This window comes from Dehalococcoidales bacterium (assembly GCA_035529395.1).
GTDB lineage: Bacteria > Chloroflexota > Dehalococcoidia > Dehalococcoidales > Fen-1064 > DUES01.
The window spans coordinates 1-20897 of sequence record DATKWT010000015.1 but is presented as its reverse complement, the minus strand read 5'-3'; the positions used below and the strand labels follow the sequence as shown (position 1 = coordinate 20897).

The following is a 20897-nucleotide window of genomic DNA, read 5'->3' as shown; positions in this document are numbered from 1 at the left end:
GTCGAAAAAGTTTTTCAGTACCGTGCCAGTACCATAGCTAACCGCACAGGTATTCTCCGATAATAACCAGCATCGGCTGTCCTGGACACCGCATTGACTGCGTCCGCAATTAGTGGTACCGTAGCCGGGACACGATAGGAATGAAGGCCACACGTATTCATCGGCCTTACTATAAAGGAGGACAAATATGACCGGTGTAGTGGAGATTCACGGTTACTGCGAGCCACGGTTTGCCGGCGTAAAGGACGCCTTTGCCAGAGGCTTCGAGGTGGAAGACGACCTCGGTGCCGCCTTTGCGGCCACGGTAGACGGTAAGTTCGTAGTCGATATCTGGGGTGGCTATGCGGATGTCGCCCGAACACGACTCTGGGAACAGGACACTATCGTCAATGTCTGGTCGACCACCAAGGCAATGACGGCCCTCTGCGCCCTGATATTGGTTGACCGTGGCCAGCTTGACCTTGATGCGCCTGTAGCCAGCTACTGGCCGGAATTTGCTCAAGCAGGCAAAGAGAAGATTCCTGTCCGGTACCTGCTCAGCCACACGTCCGGACTGGCTGGCTTCGAGGTGCCTATGACCACGGAGGACCTGTACGACTGGGACCGCTCTGTCGGATTGCTCGCTGCCCAGAAGCCGTGGTGGGAACCGGGAACAGCCAGCGGTTATCACTCCATGACCTTTGGCCACCTAATCGGTGAAGTGGTGCGGCGGATAACGGGAAAGAGCCTGGGCACCTTCTTTCGGGAGGAGGTCGCTGTCCCGCTCGGGGCGGACTTCCACATCGGTCTGCCCCCGGAGCACGATGACCGTGTCGCCGAGCTTATTCCCCCACCGGTACTTAAAGCCGGAGACCCCGAATACGTGGACCCTGCTAATATGACGGCGATAGCGCGCAAAATGGGAAACCCTGTCACTCCAGCTACGGTTACCAGGGAGCGTGCCTGGCGGGGTGCCGAGATACCCGCCGCTAACGGACATGGCAATGCCCGCTCCGTTGCCCGCGTCGCCGCGTTGCTGGCCTGTGGCGGTGAGCTTGATGGCGTGCGTCTTCTTTCCATGTCCACCATCGAGAAGGTGATTGAAGAGCAGAGCTACGGCACCGACCTTGTACTCCAGGTACCGATGCACTTTGGGCTTGGTTTCGGGTTGAACAGCGAGGAGACTCCCCTGGGCCCGAACCCGCGGACCTTCTTCTGGGGTGGCTGGGGAGGTTCATTGATTGTGGTCGACCTCGACGCCCGTGTCAGCTTTTCCTACGTCATGAACCGAATGTTGATAGGCACAACGGGAGACAAGCGCTCAATCAGACCGGCCAGGGCGCTGTATGATTCACTCTAGCAGGGTGTTGAAAAACCCTGGGAAGCACGGCCACGCACCTCAGGGCGACCGATGACCCGGCGAAGATACTTTCCGCCTACTTCAACAGCAGTCGGGAAATCCGGTGAGTGGGGACAAGCGAATCACAGCACGCGCTTGAGTCTGGAATTGGGCGTGACACCCGGAGTCCTTCCCCTCTTCGCGATGGGCATACTGTCGACCTCATGGAGGTCGGCGGTAAAATCTATTGGTCTGCCGCCACTGATGTAGCTGCCGACACCGAAGCCGTCAACCGGCGCCCCGCTCCCGAGGAAATAGAGTATGCGCTCCGGGTCAAGCCCCCCGCTCACGATAATTTCCACATGGTTGAAACCGGCCATGTCCAGTCTGACCCTCACCTCTTTCACAAGGTCGGTGGTGACTCTGCCCCGCTCGCCGGGCGTGTCAAGACGCACTGCTCCGAGCCGGTCACGCAGCGCCTCGGCCACCCGCAGGCTTTCTTCAGCCTCGTCCTTGAAGGTATCTACCAGGGATACGCGTGGGATTTCCGGCGGCATGTATTTGTCGAAGGCCAGTGTTGCCTCAACGGTATCACCCATAATCAGTATCATGGCGTGGGGCATGGTGCCTGACGGTTGGATGCTGGCCAGACTGGCACCACTGGAACTGGAGCATCCGGTGCAGCCACCCACGATGGCCGAATAGTCCATTATCCCGGCCACCGAAGGGTGAACGTGTCGGGCGCCAAAGCTGATGATAGGTATTCCGCGGGCAACGTCTACACACTGCCTGGCGGCGGTTGCCCAGCCGCTGCAGTGGGCCAGGATACCGACAACTGACGTTTCATACAGGCCATAGCTCTGGTAGGGTGCCGTGACGCGCAATACTACTTCCTTGTGGTCCATTACCTCGCCCTCGGATAGCGCCCATACTTCGCTCCTGTTCTCGGGAAGGACCCTGGTCAGCAGGGCTTTGACCTCTTCCATGCCGCAGAGTATTCCGGCCCGACTGGGGAATACCTCCATGGTGGCTACCGGGTTGATGCCTTCGTGGCGTAGAATCTCCATGGTGTAGGTGAAGTAGACATCGGCTGTTTCGCCGGACAGGACGGCCTCGGTAGGCTTAAACTCTGGTGGTTTCATCTGCTTACTCCTTCAATTTGGTCAGTATTGCCCCGAGCACTCTCTCCATGTGCTCCAGGGCGAAGCGGTGTGCTTCCTCGTTAAATGAGGCAACGCAGTCAACCGGCACCTCTACCTCGTAGTCGCGGTTTCGGGCGTCGGCTACGGTATGGCAAACACAGATATCGGTGCACACCCCACAAACAATCAGCTTTTCCGGCATAATCTTTGCCAGTCTATCTTCGAGGGGCGTGTTGAAAAAGGCACTGTACCGCGTTTTCGGTATCACCTCACCGTGGTACCCGGCAAGCTCGGGGATGATGTCCGCCTCGCTGGTGCCCTCGATACAGTGAGGTGGGAACATACGGAACTCCAGGTCGTCCGGAGCATGGCGGTCGCACAGGAAGAACATCTTCGAGCCTTGGGCAAGTTCGCGCTCCAGAAGAGTCCGGATGCTGGGGATTATGCGGCGTGCATCGTGACCACAGTAGAGAGGACATCCTTCTTCAAGAAAGCCGCGCAGCATATCGATAACCAGGACAGCGTTGGCCACGACCTACCCCCTGCGTGCCTTTCGGCGACTTATGGACAAAGGTAGCATCTTCGGTGATGGTCGTCAAATCGGATGCCGACCGTTCTTGACATAACTCCAGGGCACACCGGCTTAGAGCAGCTTCCTGTAGTCGAAGTGCATCGCTTCGCGGACAAGCTCGATTGTCTCTCTGCTCTCTTTGAGGGTCCGTTTGATGCCGTCATGCAGGGCATCCCGCATAATCTCCGGCCGGACCTCGAAGTATGCCCTTTTCTCGCGAATCGGCTCCAGGAACAGGTTGAGTTTATCGCTCATGTCCTCCTTGCAGGCGACACAGCCTATGGTGGCCTGTCGGCAACGCCCTGCTATGTACGGGGCTTCGGCCCGATTGAAGGCGTAGTGGTACTGGTAAACGTTACAGATGTCCGGGTGGCCCTTGTCCGTCGCTCTGATACGGGCCGGGTCAGTGATTGCCGTGCTGACCTTCTGTCGTACCTCCTCGGGGCTGTCGGTAAGGAATATCGCGTTGCCCTTGCTGTCGCTCATCTTCTGTCCGTCGATGCCGGGCAACCGTGGTACCGTGCCCACAAGGGCCTCTGGAACAGGAAATACCTTGCCGAACAACCGGTTGAACTTCCGGGCGATTTCTCTGGTCTGTTCCACGTGGGCAACGTTATCGTCTCCCACCGGGACCATGTGCGACCGTACGATGAGAATATCGGCAGCTTGAGATATCGGGTATCCCAGGAACCCGTAGCTCATCGACCGCAGCCCGGATGCCTGGAACTCCTCCTTCACGGTGGGATTGCGCCGTAGCCTGGCAAGGCTTACCATCATCGAGAAGTACATCGTCAGTTCGGCAATCTCCGGGATTTTCGACTGTATGAAGAAGGTGCTTTTACCGGGATCCATCCCGACGGAGAGCCAGTCCAGGAGCACACATCTGACGTTTTCCTCGGTCTCTTCCGTCTCCGTCAGGTGGTCGGTGAGTACCTGGTAGTCGGCAACGACGAAGAAGCAATCGTATTCGTCTTGGAGTCTGATCCGGTTCTCCAGTGAACCGACGTAGTGACCGATGTGCATCGGGCCGGTGGGACGGTCGCCCGTCAATATCTTCTGCTTCAAATTCCTACCCCCTGGTTGTTTTGCGTGTTACCAAAATGAGAAAGGCCCATGAGCTTCTTCACTCATGGGCCTGGTATAACCGTGCGGTCCCGGTACTATGTTCTGGCGTTCCCCGGACCGGAGACATGCCAAACCCTCCGACGCCACCACCATATCGCGGCATGATGATTGTGGCTTGTCTGTGCACCCTGGTCAGGCACTGTGTTTCTCCTGCTCAGTCTTCCGGTTTCGCCTCGGTACCGTTGGCTGATTATACGGCGCTGGTACCATCTTTTCAATACCGTTTGTGGAGCGCTCGGTTGACCACTGCAGGGGCCTGTCACTAATTGCTGAAAGCCACTATTGCTGCCGTCACGAGTACAGCACCGAGAAGTACTATCCCATCAACTGCTTCAGCCGGGCAACCGCCGGCGGTAACACATCGCCAATCCTCTCATCGAACCTTAGATGGGCAATGTCATCCAGAGGCGTTTCGCCCTGGTTGATTATCACCAGGCGGGCACCGTGTTCGTAGGCGATGACCGGTACATCGGCAGCAGGCGTAACCACGAGACTCGAACCGACAACCACCAGGAGGTCACACTGCTGGGCATGGCGGAAGGAATCCTCGATGTCCTTCTCCGGCAGGGACTGACCGAAATCGACCACGCTTGGTACCAGCTTCCCGCCGCAGGAGCATTTTTTCATGCCGGCAGCCGTTTCTACATGAGTACCGCAGCGCTGGCAGCGCAGCCTGGCGACATTACCGTGCAGCTCCGCGAGGAGTTCCGGACGTATACCGGACTTCAGGTGAAGGTTGTCTATATTCTGTGAAACCAGAAAGCTTAGTTTATCTATCTCCTGTAGCTCCAGGATGGCCATATGAGCAAGGTTAGGTTCGGCGGTGGACAGGTCTGGCCATTCCGTTGAAAGGCCTTTATCCCGCCGCGTCCAGACGCCATCGGGACCACGGAAGTCCGGGAGGCCCGATTCGGTGCTGATACCGGCACCGGTGAACACCACCAGGTGCTGCGACTCGAACATCCAGTCGGCCAGGGTATTTATCCGGTTGTCTATGTCTGTCTGCACTGTGGTCTCCTGGCTTCCCGCCGTATTAACATCTGACCGGCTTCCTATTCCTGCTTGCTGAAAGCCACTATCGCTGCCGTCATAAGTACGGCACCCAGGACGACTACTACCAGCGCATCTTCCAGGACGCTCATATTGTGCCCGAAAACTGTGACACCGATGGCAAAACCGCCACCTGCGGACGCCGAGCCTACGCCGAGAAAGACCTGGCGTATAGCATCCACACCGTATGTCAGGGGGTTGATTTTCGATGCAACCTCGAGCCACGTTGGTACGTTGTTCACCGGGAAGAACACGCCGGACATGAAGACGAGGGGCATGATTATTATCTGTATCAGCATCTGGAACCCCTGCTGGGAGCGCATGCGTGAGGCTACCAGGATTCCCAGGCCGGATAGAGATACCGATATGATGATTAGCAGGGGTATCAGCTTGACTACCAGCATAGGGCTGAGCTGCACGCCGACGATGGGGGCCAGAGCAAGCATGATGAAGCCCTGACCGAGGGCGATAACAGCCGTGCCCGCTGTCTTGCCCAGCACGATTCCGGCACGGCTCATCGGGGCCACCAGTACCTCCCTGAGGAAGCCAAACTCGCGGTCCCAGACGACAGACAAGCCCGACATCAGCGAGCCCATGAGTACGGTCATGGCAATGATACCGGGATAGATGAACTGGATAAAGTCAACCCCCGGAGCCATGGAGCCGATGACGCGGTTGAAACCGGCGCCGAATATCACTAGGAACAGCAGTGGCATGGCGAATGATGATATTGCCCGGGTACGCTCCTGAACAAAACGCAGCAGGTCGCGATAAGCTATTACCCATATTCCGCGAAATACTTCTTCCATGGCTATCCGTGAGACCTCATCATCATTCTCATCTGGTCCATCATACCAACCTCCTGGTCTCGAATGGCGTGGCCGGTCAGTTTCAGGAACACGTCATCCAGTGTGGGCCGCCGAACATTGATGGAAAGCAGACCGCTGCGGAACCCTCGCACAAACTCGGGCAGGAAGGTATCTCCGTGGGGAACGCTGAAGGTGACCATACCATCGTTGACTTCAGGTGAAATGTCATGCCTCTCCTTCAGCTCAGCTACTGCCTCCTGAGTGTCCTTGGCTTCAAGCGTCACCAGGTCCCCCCCCAGGGAGTCCTTGAGATTATCCGGGGTATCCAGGGCTATTATGCGCCCATTATCAATGACGGCGATGCGTTCGCAGTGTTCCGCCTCGTCCATGTAGTGCGTGGTAAGGAATATCGTCAGGTCCTCCTGCTGTCGCAATGTCAGGACATGTTCCCAGATGCGACGTCGTGTCTGGGGGTCCAGTCCCAGCGTTGGTTCATCCAGGAAGAGTACACTGGGATGGTGGAGCAGGCCACGGGCGATTTCCAGGCGGCGCTTCATCCCGCCGGAATAGGTGCTGACCTTGTTCTTGCGACGGTCCTGTAACTCGACCAGTTCCATTAGTTCCTGCATACGTTTTTCTCTAACATTCGCAGGCACACCATAGGCATAGGCATGGAAACGCAGGTTCTGGTCCGCCGTCAGGTAGTCGTCGAGAGTCGGGTCCTGAAAAACAAGGCCGATAGAACGCTGTACCTCCCGGCGTTCCTTCAGGACGTCGTACCCATTGACAGATGCCCTGCCGCCGCTAGGCTTAAGAAGTGTACAGAGTATGTTAATGGTCGTGGTCTTGCCGGCGCCATTGGGACCGAGGAAACCGAATATCTCCCCCCTGGGCACCTGAAACGATATGTTGTCTACGGCAACCAGCTTCCCGAACTTCCTGGAAAGCCCCTCAATCTCTATCATGTCCATCCGGCTATCTGTCCTCCAAACTCATCGGTCCTGCCATCGACAGGTTACCTCGAACAGTTGCTAATCGTTACAACCTGGAGAGTATGTCTCTCAGTTTCCTCAACGAGATAGACATCTCCTCCAGCTCCTCTCCGGTGAGACCGGACAGAGTCGTCCTGAGGGCGTTCCGCATTAACCTCTCATGCTTCCGCAGTACTTTTCTACCGTCGCTGGTTAATGTGATGTCGATTGCTCTCCGGTCTGACGGGTTCGTTCGCCTCTCCACCATGCCCAGACCTGCCAGCCTGTCTATCAGGTGGGTCATCTGTGGCCTTGGTATCTGCAACCTGTCGCTGATTTCGGCGACATGCAACGTCCCTGCCTCTTCCAGTATCTTCATTATCTCCAGGTGGGGTGGCAGGATTCCCGCGTGCATATCTGCGAGTGCTGTTCTGAGTAGTTTTCGCCGGATGCTTCTGCCGACGAGTGGGGGAATGCAGAACAGGTCTTCGGCAACACTGTCAAGGGTGTCGGTCTTTGTGTTTGCGGTTCCCACAGGCGCTCCTCGCTCACCGGAGATATAGTTTCTCTTGATAATAGTTTACGATACTAACTATACTACTTCCTGAAAACACCCCTGTCAAGGCCGGAATTATGCCTGTTAGCATGTTTTCGGTAGCGGATATCCCCTCCCTCTACCCTCGATTATCGTGATGGTAGAGCAGGGTTGTATGCTATACTGAGAGACCGTCCAGGAGGTGAGGATTATGACAAAAGTCAGGGCAGTGATTTTCGGGTGCGGTCCCATAGGTTGCAGTGTGGCCCGATATGCTGCGCAGAGAACCGATATCGAGCTGGTTGGCGCTATTGATATCGATGAGAGTCTGGCAGGGCGCGATCTTGGCGAGGTGGCTGGCGTCGACAGCAAACTGGGCGTCACCGTCTCTGCTGATACGGATAATGTTCTGTCTGATACCAGGCCGGATGTGGTTTTTCTCACCACGAGCTCTTTCATGGTTATGGTTTATCCTCAGATAGAGAAGTGCGTTCGTGCCGGTGCTAATGTAATCTCGACCTGTGAAGAACTGTCCTTTCCGTACCGAAAAAGTCCACAACTTGCCGCCGAGACCGACAGGGTGGCCAAGGCCCACAGCGTCACCGTTCTGGCCACCGGGGTGAACCCGGGGTTCCTCATGGATACCTGGCCGTTGTTCATGACTGGAGTATGCCGGCAGGTGGAGCGAATCAGGGCCGTCAGGGTCCAGGATGCTTCCCCGCGCCGTGGCCCTTTTCAGAAGAAGATTGGCGCCGGGCGTACACTCGAGGAGTTCGAGACGCTGGTAGCTTCGGGGACCCTGAAACATGTGGGTCTGCCGGAGTCAATAGCCATGATTGCTGACGGACTGGGGTGGGAGCTTGATGATATTACTGAGAGTATCAAACCGGTGATTGCCACCAGGCAGGTGAAGACCGATTTCGTGACCGTTGAGCCGGGGCAGGCGGCAGGTGTCCGGCAGGTGGGCAGGGGACTCCGCACCGGAGAAGAGCTGATAACCCTGGAGTTCGAGGCCGCCGTGGGAGGGTCCGAGTCCTATGACGCGGTGTATATCACCGGGACTCCCAACCTGGAGGTGGTCATCAAGGGAGGTACTCACGGGGATATTGCCACGGCAGCCATAACCGTAAACTGCATTCACAGGGTTGTGGAGGCACGACCGGGCCTGCTGACCATGAAGGACCTGCCGGTTGTCACTGCTCCCGGAAAGGGTGTCTGACCGCACTTCGGAAACCGGACGGCAGTATCACCGGGGTTATACCAGGAGGGGAGGAATGATGGCCGCACAGAACATAGTTGAGCAATATATCAGTACTCACCAGGGGTCACGGGAGTTGCACGAGCGTGCCCGGATGATTCTACCTGCCAACGGCGCTACTCACACTGCCCGTATCCTTGACCCCTTCCGACCCTACATAACCCACGCCAGGGGTTCACGGAAGTGGGACGTCGACGGCAACGAGTATATTGACTACGTCCTCGGGCACGGTGCACTGATACTGGGACACAGCCACCCCGATGTGGTAACGGCGGTCCAGGAGCAGGTGGCGAAAGGTACGCACTACGGCGACAACCATGAGCTTGAGGTTGAATGGGCCGAGTTGGTGCAGGGCATGATGCCGTCCATGCAGAGGGTAGAGTTCTTCTCCTGCGGGCAGGAAGCGAACCTGATGGCGATAAGACTGGCCCGCATCTTCACTGGCAGAAGAAAGGTACTCAGGTTCGAGGAAAACTTCCACGGCTGGGCCGATGAACTGGCTGGTGCCGGACCGGGGATTGTTACCGACCAGGTAACAATGATACCCGGTCACGACCCGGTCAGGCTGGAAGAAGAACTGGCCACCGGAGAGTACGCTATCCTCATGCTTGAAGGGGGAGGTGCTCACATGGGTGGCCAGATACCATGGGATGCCGATTTCGTTCGTACCGTGTCTACCCTCACCCGCAAGTACGCTACCGTCTTCCTCATCGATGAAGTCGTTACCGGCTTCCGTGACGCGCCGGGCGGCTGGCAGTCCACAATAGGAGTAACGCCTGACCTGACCAGCCTTGGTAAGGCTGTCGGTGGCGGACTCGGTGTCGGTGCGCTGGGCGGTCGGGCTGACATAATGGGGGCACTTACGCCCAAACCTCCTCCGGAACGCTTCCTGGCCCACAGCGGGACCTGGAATGCTAACCCGCTCACCGCCGCTGCCGGTGTCGCGGCTTGCCGGCTCTATACGGATGGGAGTGTCCAGAGGAAGGTCAACGAACTGGGCGTATACCTTCGACAAAGAGGTAACCGGACTCTGAAGGAACGGGGCCTTTCAATCCGACTCTACGGCAGGAATATCATCTGGATATATATGGGTTCGATTGACCAGGAACCGCCCGACGATACCCTGCCACCCACTCGTGACGTGCAAGAGCTAGTGGCAGGTGCACAGGCAAGACCACGTCTCTGCCTGCACCTCCTTCATCGCGGGATTTCCACTATGGCGGCGCGCTTCTTTATCATGTCAGTCGCTCACACCGAAGAAGACCTTGACCGGACAATAGAGGCCCTGGTAGATTCCCTTAAGGCTATGGTTGAAGAGGGGACCCTGGAGAAGACCAACTCGGGGCGATGAGGTGGGATGCCACGGCTGTGATAAAGGAGAAGGTCATCTTCTCCTTTATTTCTTCTTTACCTGCCAGAAATGATAGTCCCTGCTGAAGATAAGGCCTTTCTTGATGTCCACGCCTTCACTGGCCATTCTCAGTCCCGCCAGGGAATACCTGATAGCCACAAAAACGAAGACCGCCAGTGAGAAACCGACCAGCATCCCGGAGCCGTTTAACTGCCAGATAACCAGGGGCATGCAGGCCATTCCGATAGCCTGTCCCAGTGCCGGATTGCTGGTGATAATCACTGTGATAACGGTCACAGCGAAGCCGATGCCGAACTCAAGGGGGACCAGGGCCAGTAACACCCCCATGGCGGTTGCTCCTCCCTTACCGCCTCTGAGCTGTAAGAAAACGGGCCAGTTGTGTCCGGCTATTGCCATGAAACCGGTAACCAGAATCCATACCTGGGGAAGCCCCAGCCACTGCGCGAACAGTACGGCCAGTGAGCCCTTAGCGACGTCAGTCACAGCGACTGCATAGCCGGCCGCGGTACCTACCCCGCGCATGACGTTGAGGGCACCCATATTACCGCCACCCACCTGCCGTATATCGACGTCATTCTTAAGGCGGCCGGCGATATAGGCGGATGGTATTGAGCCGAGCAGGTAGCCAATAGCCACAGCAGCAATTACTTTGAGTACCATACGGGAGAGTTTCCTTTCTGGTCTCTAGTGTAGTGTCTCGTATATATCTTTACGTATGATGGATGTTGATGTCGTTCCAGCGCAGGCTGGAATCCAGGGGGCAAACACGTATCCCGGATCGAGTCTAACAGGGTGATGAAAAGGGGGAGTCCAGAGGGGCTTCGCCCCTTCTGAGAGGCGCCCCTTTTGGTAGGGGTGTCTGGGCGTCATTCTTACAGAATGACACTAGCAGAATCCGAAACCAGATTCTGCCGGTGTCCCCCAGATATAATCTTTCCCCCCCTTCCGCAGAAGGCTCCTTCCTGGACAGGAAGGGGAAGGCGCCGCCCCTTCTGAGGGGCCCCGCCTCTTCTGAGAGGCGCCCCATCTGGGCCGCACGGGGGTTGGTCGAAAGGGTTTTTCATAGGCTTGCTAGAATGACAGGGACTGTAAAGGCATTTGTAAGATACTACACTAGTTGCACAAATCCGCGCAACATTCATATTGCTTCGGCCTGCTGGAAAAGCCAGCAGGTAAACTTGCAATGACATGTCAACGGTGTGTAATTCTGAGCGCCAGCGAAGAATCTTTCGTTCACTCAATTGCGTAACTAAGTACCAGTCTGTAATAATAACGTCCGGATGTCCTATGTAGTGAACCTTCTGTAGAGGCTTGGTAGACACATCGGGAGCGATTCAATGTCGGCCACTACCTCGTACCCCATGTCACCGCATATCGTTTTGAGATAGTCGTGCCCCGCCCGGTCGATGGTCAGGCAGAAGGGCGTTATGCCCTTGTTTTTTGTCTCCACCAGAGCCATCTTGGTATCGTTAATAGCGTATTCCTTCTCCAGTCCATTCTGGCCGTAACCGTGGTCCTCGGGTCGACCGTCGCTGATGAGGAACAGGAACTTACTCCTCGAATCCTGCTGCTCCAGCTTCCAGGTGGCATGCCGTATCGCCGGTCCCATCCGTGTGCCGTGTTGCGGGGAAATGGTATCAATCCTGCTCTTTACCCGGTTGGAGAATTCCTCCTCAAGGTCTTTAACGACGTAGAACTCCACGTTTTCCCGGCCGTAGCCGGAGAACCCGTAGATAGCATAGGTATCGCCGATAGCCTCCAGTGCTCTTATCAGCAGGACGAGGCTCTCCTTCTCCAGGTCGATTATCCGTTTGAAGTCCTTTGGCCGGATGACGCTATCCTTGTTGGGCTGGAGCCATTCGAAGTAGTCCTTGTAGTCCTTGAAGACCGGCTGGTTGATGGCGCCCCGCTGTGTCTTATTGATGTACTCGATGGTGGAGGAGCTCATGTCGAGGAGGAAGGCCACCGAGACGTCCCGCTCTGTTTTGTTCCTTCGCCAGTAGACCTTGCCATCGGGATTTTGCCGGGCTTTCCTGGTGATGACGAAATCCACCACCGCATCCAGGTCAAAGTCCTCGCCATCCTGCAGTCGTTTCACCTTTCGGGAGAACCGGGTGTTCAGCAGCTCAAACTGCCTCCTCAACAAAGTGGCAAGGTCGGCGTACTCGTTCAGGATTGCCTCGAAGAAGTCCGGCGTGCCTTCCTGCAAAGGAATCTGACGGACCCGGCACCAGTGCAGTCGGTAGTCACTGGCGCGGAAGTCCCATTCATTGTAGAGATAGGAGAATGGGCCGTCCGCCGTGAGGGGACCCTCATTGTTGTCATTGCTGTCCTGCTCCGATTGAGGTACTACCGGAACGTTCTCCTTATTCGCGCTGTTCACACCAAACACGAGAAGCTCTTCCTCGGTGGTGCCCTTATCTGCCGCCAGAGAGCCGACTTCAAGTAGGTCGTCGATATCGTCTGTTTCATTCGATGCCTGCCACGAGGGCTGTGAAGAACCTGTCTCGGTTTCATCTTGAGACGCGGACCCGGGTTCTCCGGCCTCGTAATCAGAATCCATTCTGTGACCACTGCGGTATTCCACCTCTGGTGGAGATGCGTAGGCAGAGGACTCAGGTTCTACGGAAGGCAGGTCGCTCAGTATCTCATCGATGCTGCCCGGAGATAGTGAAGAAACACCCTCCAGGCCATCATCAAGGTCGACGGTCTGCCATCTGTCAGCCGGGACCGGCTCGCTGGATAATCCGGATGCCACCTGGTAGAGGCGAATCGTGGCTGCAGCGCTGTCCTCCACTCCGGCGTCGGACGACAGTACCTGCTTCATGATTGGCCCCGCGAAGCGAAGAGGGGTGCATAATTCCGTCGGGACCAGCCATTCACCGAAACGCCCCAGGCTCATCTGGACAAGGACCTCAAGGAACGCCTCTTTCAACCGGTAGACGGTAAGGGGAGGTCTGGCGCTAAGGGCTTCATCCTGAATCCTGCCGTAGGCTCCGGCAATGCCCCGATACTGCTGCTTGATGAGGTAGTCGATACGGCCGTCTTCTACAATGGTAAATATATCAGCGGCCAGCCTGCTGCCAGCGATAAGCTCCGGAAACCCGGCCAGGTCGGTTTGAGTACCGTCAGAGTAGAGAGCATGGCTGCCGAACTCGATATGACCCGCCTGGTGAGTGGCCATCACCTTGTACCAGGTAAAGTTCTCCGGTTTATTGGGGTACCTGTCAACGAAATCCGGAAGGAAGATAGCGTGGCCATCTCCGGGGGCTTCTATAAGCATTGACTGGTCGGTCCCGTAGTTCCGGGGGTGACTGCTGGACAGGACAGGGCTTATTATTCCGGTGAGTGCCAGACAGTACGTCTCCAGTAGTACCCTGACACCGTCCAGTTCCACACCGGGAGATAGCCTCTGTACCAGCAGGGTGCTCCCGCTCATTCCCAGGCCGAAGTAGGTTATCCCGCTCTGTTCGTTCTGCCGGAGGACTTCAAGACCCTCCAGGCACCACGACTCCAGGCCGGCAGGGCCTGCTCTACGCGTTACAAAGGAACAGTTCCTGAGGAATTCGGACGCCGCGGAATAGGACAGAGCGAGGACTTCACCGGTGAGTGTCAGGAGCCGTTGATGCATGGGGCGGGGGACCAGCGGCATTGCTTTGCGAAGCCCGCTGGCAATAGCTGGTGGAAATCTACCAAGCTCCTGCTCGGACAGAATAGAGCCCCTGCTTTCTCTCATCCACCTTCCGTTTTCCAGTATATCGTACCGGCACTGTGGCAGGCAGGACTCTGCCCACCTTTGCCCTTGACATAATATACCTACTCGAATATGCTGGAGACCACCTCTTCGATGCTACGCTGGACTTCGGCCTCATCAGTGATAGCCCAGACCACTGCTACCTGGCAGGCCCGACGCGGGGTGATGCCCTGCGTAACCAGCCTTCCTGCGTATATCAGGAGTCGGGTGCTTACACCCTCCTGCAAATGGTGTTCCTTGAGATTCCTCACCTTTTCGCCGAGTCTGGCCAGGGAACTGGCCATTTCCTCTGAAACGCCGCTCTCGTGCCTGATAATATCCGTCTCCAGCTCAACTGGCGGGTAGTCGAACTCAATGGAGATAAACCTCTGGCGGGTGCTGTGTTTCAGGTCTTTGAGGGTGCTCTGGTAGCCCGGGTTATAGGAGATTACCAGGAGGAAGCCATCACTGGCCTCTATTACCTGCCCCTTCTTCTCTATCGGCAGAATCCGCCGGTGGTCGGTGAGGGGGTGAATCAGTACGGCGGTGTCCTTTCGTGCTTCGACAATCTCGTCAAGGTAGCAGAAAGCCCCGACCTTCACTGCCCTTGAAAGCGGGCCGTCAATCCATTTGGTGGAATCGCCTTCCAGGAGATACCTTCCCACAAGGTCGCTGGCGGTGAGGTCCTCATGGCAGGCTACCGTTACCAGGGGAATCGCCCGTTTCTCAGCAGGTGATGAGGACTCTTTAGAGAGCGGTTTGCCCAGGCGGTAAGCCATATACTCCAGGAACCGGGTCTTGCCACAGCCGGTGGGTCCCTTGAGCAGTACCGGTATCTGCTGGGCGTAGGCAGCCTCAAAGAGCTGGACCTCGTCCCTGACCGGCAGGTAGAATGGTTCCTCAGCGATGATATACTCCTCTACCATGTGTTCCCGGTATAAGGTCTGCGGTACTTTATCTGGCATACTCGTTCTTTCCTCTCAACCTTTCCAGTTCATTTCATATTGTATGTAGCAGGATGATGAATGATATGTCAACGGCGTGTCACCCTGAGTTTACCTGCTGGCATAGACAGCAGGCCGTAACCGAAGGGTCTCACCCTGCTTAACATACTAGCCGGTATTTCTACAACCGGGTACCAGGCCAGGGATATCCCCGCTTTGCGTTGGAGCACTCAAGAGGTGATTGTAACACTGAAGGCGGTTGAACTGCAATCTGCCGGTGACCGGTCGCGTAGTACTTCTATAGTGCCACGGCACTTCTCTAGTGCCGCAGAATGTAGTACACTTGGCGTTGTGGGTGACCGGCTTAGATCGGAAACCCGAAATCGTGCTCCTGGAGAGGTATGAAATGGAAGAGAAGGCAGAAGGCATGCTTAGCCCGTACCGGGTCCTGGACCTGACTGACGAAAAAGGTCTGCTCTGCAGTAAGCTACTCGGCGACCTTGGGGCCGATGTCATCAAAGTAGAAAGACCGGGTGGCGACCCTACCCGGGACATCGGGCCTTACTATCACGATGAACCTGACCCGGAGAAGAGCCTGCTGTGGTTTGCCTTCAACACGAGCAAGAGGGGCATCACACTGGATATCGAGACAGCCGACGGCCAGGATGTCTTCAAGAAACTTGCCGGGTCGGCGGACTTCATCCTGGAGTCCTTCCCCCCCGGCTACATGGATGGTCTTGGCCTCGGATACTCGGACCTGGAGAAGGTTAACCCCGGCATTATCTTTGTATCGATAACACCATTTGGACAGACCGGCCCTCACAAGGACTTCAAATCCCCTGAAATCGTGTCCTGGGCAATGGGCGGTTTCATGTCGGCACGTGGTGATGTTGACCGTCCGCCGATACGAATCAGCCACCATTCCCAGACCTACCTTCACGCCGGCGTAGAGGGAGCCGTGGGGGCAATGCTGGCGCTCTATGACCGCTGGACAACGGGAGAAGGGCAGCATGTTGATGTCTCCATTCAGGATTCTGCCGGTCGGGGTACCGTTCCGGTAGGGTGGGCCCTGACCAAGACGAGTACCTCGGGGCCAGTGGTGCAGCCAGGGACTGCCGGCCTTCGCACGACCTACACCTGGCCCTGCAAGGACGGCTATATCCTGTTCTTCTACGCCACCGGCGGTCAGGCCAGGCGTGTCAGCCGTCCAATTGTCGAATGGATGGAAGAAGAAGGGATGTCCGATGATTTCCTGAGCGGAATCGACTGGGGAACATTTGACCTGAGGCAGACGACCCAGGAAACGGTCGACCGCATGACGGATACGACGAAGAAGTTCTTCATGTCGCACACCAAGGCCGAGCTATTCGAAGGGGCGGTGAAACGTCGTATCCTGCTCTATCCGGTATCCACAATGAAGGACATTCTGGAGAGTCCCCAGCTTGCCGCCAGGGAGTTCTGGAGGCAGGTAGAGCACCCCGAACTGGATACTACCATCACCTATCCCGGTGCTTTTGCCACTGCTTCGGGGACACCGCTGCAGCTGTCTCGTCGTGCTCCGCTCATCGGTGAGCACAATGAGGAGGTCTACCGGGAGATGGGCCTGTCTATCGAGGAAATACTGACACTGAAACAAGCCGGAGTTATATAGCAACTGGGTTGCAGGAGGGGGAATAACATGAAGAGAAAGCTGCTCGAGGGAGTAAAGGTTGCCGATTTCTGCTGGGTCTGGGTGGGTCCCATGACCACCAAGACACTGGCCGACCAGGGTGCGGAAGTCCTCCGTATAGAGAGTAAGACCAGACCCGGGGTCTGGAGAGTATCACCGCCCTTCAAGGATAATGTCGTTGGTTTTAACCGCGGCGGTGTTTTCAACGCCATTAACACCGGCAAGAAGAGCGTGACCCTCAACCTCTCCCAGCCCAGAGGTATTGAAATAGCCAGGAGGTTTATTGCCTGGGCCGATGTTGTTACCGAGAACTTCGCCGGTGGCACGATGAAAAGGCTTGGCCTGGGCTACGAAGACCTCAAGAAAATCAAGCCGGACATCATCATGCTCAGTGCCGCCATGATGGGGCAGACCGGTCCTCATGCCAACATGCCGGGCTTTGGCGCTCACCTGACGGCGATATCAGGCTTCAGCCATGTTGCCGGCTGGCCGGACCGGGAACCGGCAGACCTGGGACATCTGACCGATTTCATCGCCCCACGCTACAATGCCCTGGCTATTCTGGCAGCCCTGGACTATCGGCGGAGGACGGGCAAGGGGCAGTATCTGGACATGGCACAGGTCGAGGGCTGTATGAACTTCATGGGGCCGCTCCTGCTCGACTACGTGGTAAATGAACGTGTGCCCGGCAGGATGGGGAACTCCCATCCGAATGCTGCCCCCCATAGTTCATATCGCTGTCCGGGTATGGACAGGTGGTGCGTCATTGCCGTATTCACCGACGAAGAATGGCGCTCATTCTGCAACGTCATAGGTAATCCGGCCTGGACAACCGACCCAAAGTTCAATACCCTCCTCGGCAGGAAGGAAAACGAGGAGGAACTGAACCGGCTGGTGACTGAATGGACCATTAGTCACCCCCCGGAAGAGGTAATGACGTTGATGCAGGCAGCCGGGGTTGCCGCCGGGGTGGTGCAGAATGGACGTGACATGTTAGACCACGACCCGCAGCTAAAGCACCGCAACTACTACCCGGAGATAGAGCACCCGGAAATGGGGAAGTACTTCACCGTGGCACCTCCCTACAAGCTCTCGAAGGCACCCCACGAGCTAAGCCGCGCCCCGCTCATGGGCGAGCATAACGAGTACGCCTTTAAGGAAATACTCGGCATGTCTGACGACGAGATTGCCGAGCTGGTCGTCGACGGGGTCATCGAATAGACGGGAAGACCAGTTCAACCCGGACTCTACGCACGCGGTGTGGGTCAATCCGCAGGCGGCTTTACCAGCAGCATTGGAACCTGACTCGCCCGTAGCATCTTGTCTGAAATGCTCCCCAGAGCCCACCTGCTGTGACCGGACCGGCCGTGACTTGACATGATGATGAGATCAACACCCTCTTCTTCGGCGAGGGACCTGATCTCATCGGCAGGATTGCCAAGCAGCACGGAGGTCCTCACTTTAATTCCCTTCTTGGTGAGTCCTTTGGCGATTCTATTCAGATACCTTTCACCCTGTCGTTGCATCTTGCCCACCGATACCGGCATCTTCACTACCGGTTCCAGTACGGGTAGTGTTTCGCTTACCGGGGTAAGCTGGACGTTATAGCTGTGAGCACTGATGCGTTCGGTCACGGTGGTGAGTATCACCTCTCCGGCGCCAGCTTTGACCATCATTTCTACGTGGGGAAGGACATTCTCGGCCAGCTTGGAACCATCTAACGGGACCAGGATTTTCTGATACATCTCTCCTCCTCTCTTCTGAACCAGTAGCCACTCATTGGCTATCAGGTTGCGCTATCGTTATTTTATCGCGGAACCTACACCTTTTCCAGTATGTGGATGGTCAACGCGGCTTCGCCGGCTCCCACGGTACCGCCACCGTTTTCGGTCATGGCAATGCGGTGGTTCTTCACCTGACGCTCTCCCGCCTCGCCGCGAAGCTGGGTTACCAGCTCGTATATCTGGGCCAGGCCCGAAGCTCCGATGGGATGCCCCCGTGATATGAGTCCCCCGCTCGTGTTCACGGGAATTATTCCGTTTAAGGCCGTGTCTCCTCTCTCCGCCATGACTCCACCTTCACCCCTCGGGCAGAAGCCCAGCGCTTCCATCGCGGCGAGTTCACCAAAGGCGGTGGCGTCATGCACCTCCATCACGTTGACATCTTCCGGCCCGATACCGGCGGTCTCGAAAGCCTTCCTGGCGGCCCGCTCGCTGATATCCGCCGGTCCGGTCCGTGAACCGCCTTCGAGTACCGAGGCCCTTATCCTGACCGACCGGTCTGAGGTATGCTTCTTCAAGAAGTCCTCACCACAAACGATAGCCGCGGCTGCCCCGTCCCCGATAGGAGCGCACATAGACCTGGTCAGGGGATAGGACACGATGCGGTCGGCCAGCACCTGCTCAACGGTCTGGGGAAAGGTGTACTGGGCCAGCGGGTTCATCGTGGAGTTGTTGTGGTTCTTGGCGGCGATAGTGGCTAGCTGCCGTTGTGTGGACCCGTACTGGGCCATGTGTCCCCGGGCACCGGCTGCATAGAAGTCCATAAAAGCCGAATGGCCTCCCACCTGCTCCTTCTGGACTTCAATCCCCTTTCCTTTCGCCTCCTGCTCGCGGCGCTCCTTCTCCTGCTGCTGCAACTGGGCTATCGTCCGTGTCATCTCTTCCACATCCGTCCCGGCTGAAAAGCTCCCCATCACCAGGGCGCGGTCCTCGTGGTGCTGCTTTTCGATGCCAATGGCCAGGGCGCAGTCGTACAAACCTGCCTTGACCGCGGTCCAGGCCCCGTTGAGGGCAGTGCTGCCGCTGGCGCAGGCGTTCTCCACGTTGGTTACGGGGATTCGGTGAATCCCATTTGCCGTCAGGGCCACCTGACCCCGGATGGAATGCTGGAATGAATAGATACCCCACCCGGTATTGGAGAACCAGGCAGCCTGGATATCGTCCCGCGTGAGGTCAGAGTCCTGGAGAACATCCTCAACCACCAGGCCGGCCATGTCCTTGATGCTTCGCTCCAGGAACTTGCCGAACTTGACCATACCGATACCGATGATGTAGACGTCATTGCCCATTCTCTTACTCCTTCTCCGTAGCTCTTAGGAAGATTATATGTGTTCCTGCGTACCGGTTTCAACCTGGATTCAGTGAGCCTCCGGGAAGGAAAGCGGGAAATAAGGGTGGGTGCTCGTATCGATGAACACCCACCCTGTTTGTGCGTGGTCAAGAACCGGATGCTATTATCGCTGTCCGGTTATCTCGTACTTGAGGTCCTGGTCCATCCACATGTACCGGTAGATACCGAGGGTACCCATCTCGGCGGTGGGGCCGACACCGACTTCACCCATGAAGCCCTTCAGCCACGGTCCCCAGAAAGCATAGCCGGATGCCGCCGGCAGCATTACCTCCCAGCAGAGCTCCATCTGGCGCAGGTTCTCTGCCCTGGTCAATGCATTCCGCTCCTCGGGGTCTACTATCACCTTGACTGCGTCGGTATACTCCTCGGCGAGCGGGTCAACCACGTTGGAGAAGGCGTAGATTGACGAGGGCACGCCACCGTGAGCGTGAGTCAGGGCAGAGGACGGAGCTGCATTACCCCAGTAGGAGTAAATCAGGTCCTCGTACTGGCGGCCGTAGATGACGGCACCGAATGCACCACCCTCATGCACCACTATCTCCATGTCCACGCCGACGGCCATGAAGTACTCCTTGACGATGGACGTGATGTCGGCGGCGTCGGCGTAGATGTTCACCTTGCACTTGAAGCCGTTGGGATAGCCGGCCTCTGCCAGGAGCTCCTTGGCCTTTTCCGGCTGGTACTCGTAGAGCCACCTCAGATTATCCGGTAGCTCCTCCACCGGTGTGTAGACGGCACTATGCATCGGCTGTATCGGCCAGGTGTTTACGAAGGCCATGCCGCCGTAGAAGTCTTGGGCGATTGCCGGCTGGTCGATGGCCATGTTCAGTGCCTGCCTGACTTTCACGTTGGCCCACGGGGTGCCTTCCAGGTCGGTCCTCATGAAGAAGACCTGCGCGCCGGAAGGGGAGTTAAGGCGGTACTTGAGTTCGGGGTTGGTCTCCATCATGGTAAGGGCTTCTTCCCAGCCTACACCCATGATATCCAGCTTATGCGTCCTGAGCGCAGCCAGCTGGGTGGAGTAGTCCGGTATGTCAATCCCGCGCAGGGTCTCGATGTAGGGCAACTGGTTGCCGGGTATCAACGGGTCCTCCATCCAGTAATTGGGGTGCCTGTGCCAGGTGACTGAACTGGCCGTGACGATGTCCGTCATCACGAAAGGTCCGGTACCGATGACGCGCTCAATTTCACGCAGGTGGTCCCAGGTCTCGATTGCCTCCTTGGGCGTTACCGGGAGCCAGTACAACCCGCCCAGCATACCGGTGCTC

General features: G+C 57.0%; 18 protein-coding genes. 5 read left to right on the top strand and 13 right to left on the bottom strand.

The window, feature by feature from the left end:
* Positions 1–187: 187 nt before the first annotated feature.
* Positions 188–1339 carry a serine hydrolase domain-containing protein gene (locus VMW13_00915; GenBank protein HUV43367.1) on the top strand — a complete coding sequence of 384 codons (1152 nt, stop codon included), beginning with the start codon at positions 188–190 and terminating at the stop codon, positions 1337–1339.
* Positions 1340–1461: 122 nt separating this feature from the next.
* On the opposite strand, the gene VMW13_00910 is transcribed toward VMW13_00915, so the two are convergent.
* The 7 genes from VMW13_00910 to VMW13_00880 all read right to left on the bottom strand — a co-directional run bounded on the left by VMW13_00910 (position 1462) and on the right by VMW13_00880 (position 7521).
* Positions 1462–2460: a nicotinate phosphoribosyltransferase gene (locus tag VMW13_00910; protein HUV43366.1), complete on the bottom strand. Its 999-nt coding sequence runs from the start codon at positions 2458–2460 to the stop codon at positions 1462–1464.
* A gap of 4 nt (positions 2461–2464) precedes the next feature.
* Entirely contained in the window at positions 2465–2992 is a 528-nt protein-coding gene (locus VMW13_00905) for an isochorismatase family cysteine hydrolase (GenBank protein HUV43365.1), read from the bottom strand.
* 111 nt (positions 2993–3103) lie between these two features.
* On the bottom strand, positions 3104–4096 hold the full coding sequence (gene trpS / locus VMW13_00900) for a tryptophan--tRNA ligase (protein HUV43364.1): 993 nt from the start codon (positions 4094–4096) through the stop codon (positions 3104–3106).
* Between the two features lie 375 nt (positions 4097–4471).
* Positions 4472–5164, bottom strand: coding sequence for a Sir2 family NAD-dependent protein deacetylase (locus VMW13_00895; GenBank protein HUV43363.1), 693 nt, complete (start codon positions 5162–5164; stop codon positions 4472–4474).
* 44 nt (positions 5165–5208) lie between these two features.
* Positions 5209–6015, bottom strand: coding sequence for an ABC transporter permease (locus VMW13_00890; protein HUV43362.1), 807 nt, complete (start codon positions 6013–6015; stop codon positions 5209–5211).
* A gap of 2 nt (positions 6016–6017) precedes the next feature.
* Positions 6018–6986 (bottom strand): ATP-binding cassette domain-containing protein, encoded by a 969-nt coding sequence (locus VMW13_00885; protein ID HUV43361.1) that lies wholly within the window; start codon positions 6984–6986, stop codon positions 6018–6020.
* 67 nt (positions 6987–7053) lie between these two features.
* Positions 7054–7521: a MarR family transcriptional regulator gene (locus tag VMW13_00880; GenBank protein HUV43360.1), complete on the bottom strand. Its 468-nt coding sequence runs from the start codon at positions 7519–7521 to the stop codon at positions 7054–7056.
* A 211-nt stretch (positions 7522–7732) separates the two neighbouring features.
* Between VMW13_00880 and VMW13_00875 the strand changes: the two genes are divergently transcribed.
* Together VMW13_00875 and VMW13_00870 are read left to right on the top strand one after the other, a co-directional pair.
* Positions 7733–8740 carry a hypothetical protein gene (locus tag VMW13_00875; protein ID HUV43359.1) on the top strand — a complete coding sequence of 336 codons (1008 nt, stop codon included), beginning with the start codon at positions 7733–7735 and terminating at the stop codon, positions 8738–8740.
* 55 nt (positions 8741–8795) lie between these two features.
* Positions 8796–10130: an aminotransferase class III-fold pyridoxal phosphate-dependent enzyme gene (locus tag VMW13_00870; GenBank protein ID HUV43358.1), complete on the top strand. Its 1335-nt coding sequence runs from the start codon at positions 8796–8798 to the stop codon at positions 10128–10130.
* A gap of 45 nt (positions 10131–10175) precedes the next feature.
* On the opposite strand, the gene VMW13_00865 is transcribed toward VMW13_00870, so the two are convergent.
* The 3 genes from VMW13_00865 to VMW13_00855 form a co-directional block, all read right to left on the bottom strand.
* Positions 10176–10811, bottom strand: a complete 636-nt coding sequence (locus VMW13_00865) for a glycerol-3-phosphate acyltransferase (protein HUV43357.1) — start codon at positions 10809–10811, stop codon at positions 10176–10178.
* A gap of 625 nt (positions 10812–11436) precedes the next feature.
* On the bottom strand, positions 11437–13887 hold the full coding sequence (locus VMW13_00860; GenBank protein HUV43356.1) for a VWA domain-containing protein: 2451 nt from the start codon (positions 13885–13887) through the stop codon (positions 11437–11439).
* Positions 13888–13967: 80 nt separating this feature from the next.
* Entirely contained in the window at positions 13968–14849 is an 882-nt protein-coding gene (locus tag VMW13_00855) for a CbbQ/NirQ/NorQ/GpvN family protein (protein HUV43355.1), read from the bottom strand.
* Positions 14850–15234: 385 nt separating this feature from the next.
* On the opposite strand from VMW13_00855, the gene VMW13_00850 reads away from it, so the two are divergent.
* Positions 15235–16479, top strand: coding sequence for a CoA transferase (locus tag VMW13_00850; protein ID HUV43354.1), 1245 nt, complete (start codon positions 15235–15237; stop codon positions 16477–16479).
* 27 nt (positions 16480–16506) lie between these two features.
* A complete protein-coding gene (locus tag VMW13_00845) occupies positions 16507–17718 on the top strand; it encodes a CoA transferase (GenBank protein HUV43353.1) in 1212 nt (403 codons plus the stop codon).
* Positions 17719–17762: 44 nt separating this feature from the next.
* Here VMW13_00845 and VMW13_00840 read toward each other — a convergent pair whose 3' ends face one another.
* The 3 genes from VMW13_00840 to VMW13_00830 all read right to left on the bottom strand — a co-directional run.
* The gene (locus VMW13_00840) at positions 17763–18242 is read right to left on the bottom strand and encodes a universal stress protein (GenBank protein HUV43352.1); all 480 of its coding nucleotides are present in this window, start codon (positions 18240–18242) and stop codon (positions 17763–17765) included.
* A 74-nt stretch (positions 18243–18316) separates the two neighbouring features.
* Entirely contained in the window at positions 18317–19567 is a 1251-nt protein-coding gene (locus VMW13_00835; protein ID HUV43351.1) for a thiolase family protein, read from the bottom strand.
* A 165-nt stretch (positions 19568–19732) separates the two neighbouring features.
* Positions 19733–20897: ABC transporter substrate-binding protein (locus VMW13_00830; protein HUV43350.1), on the bottom strand; the 1165-nt coding region annotated here is incomplete at its 5' end.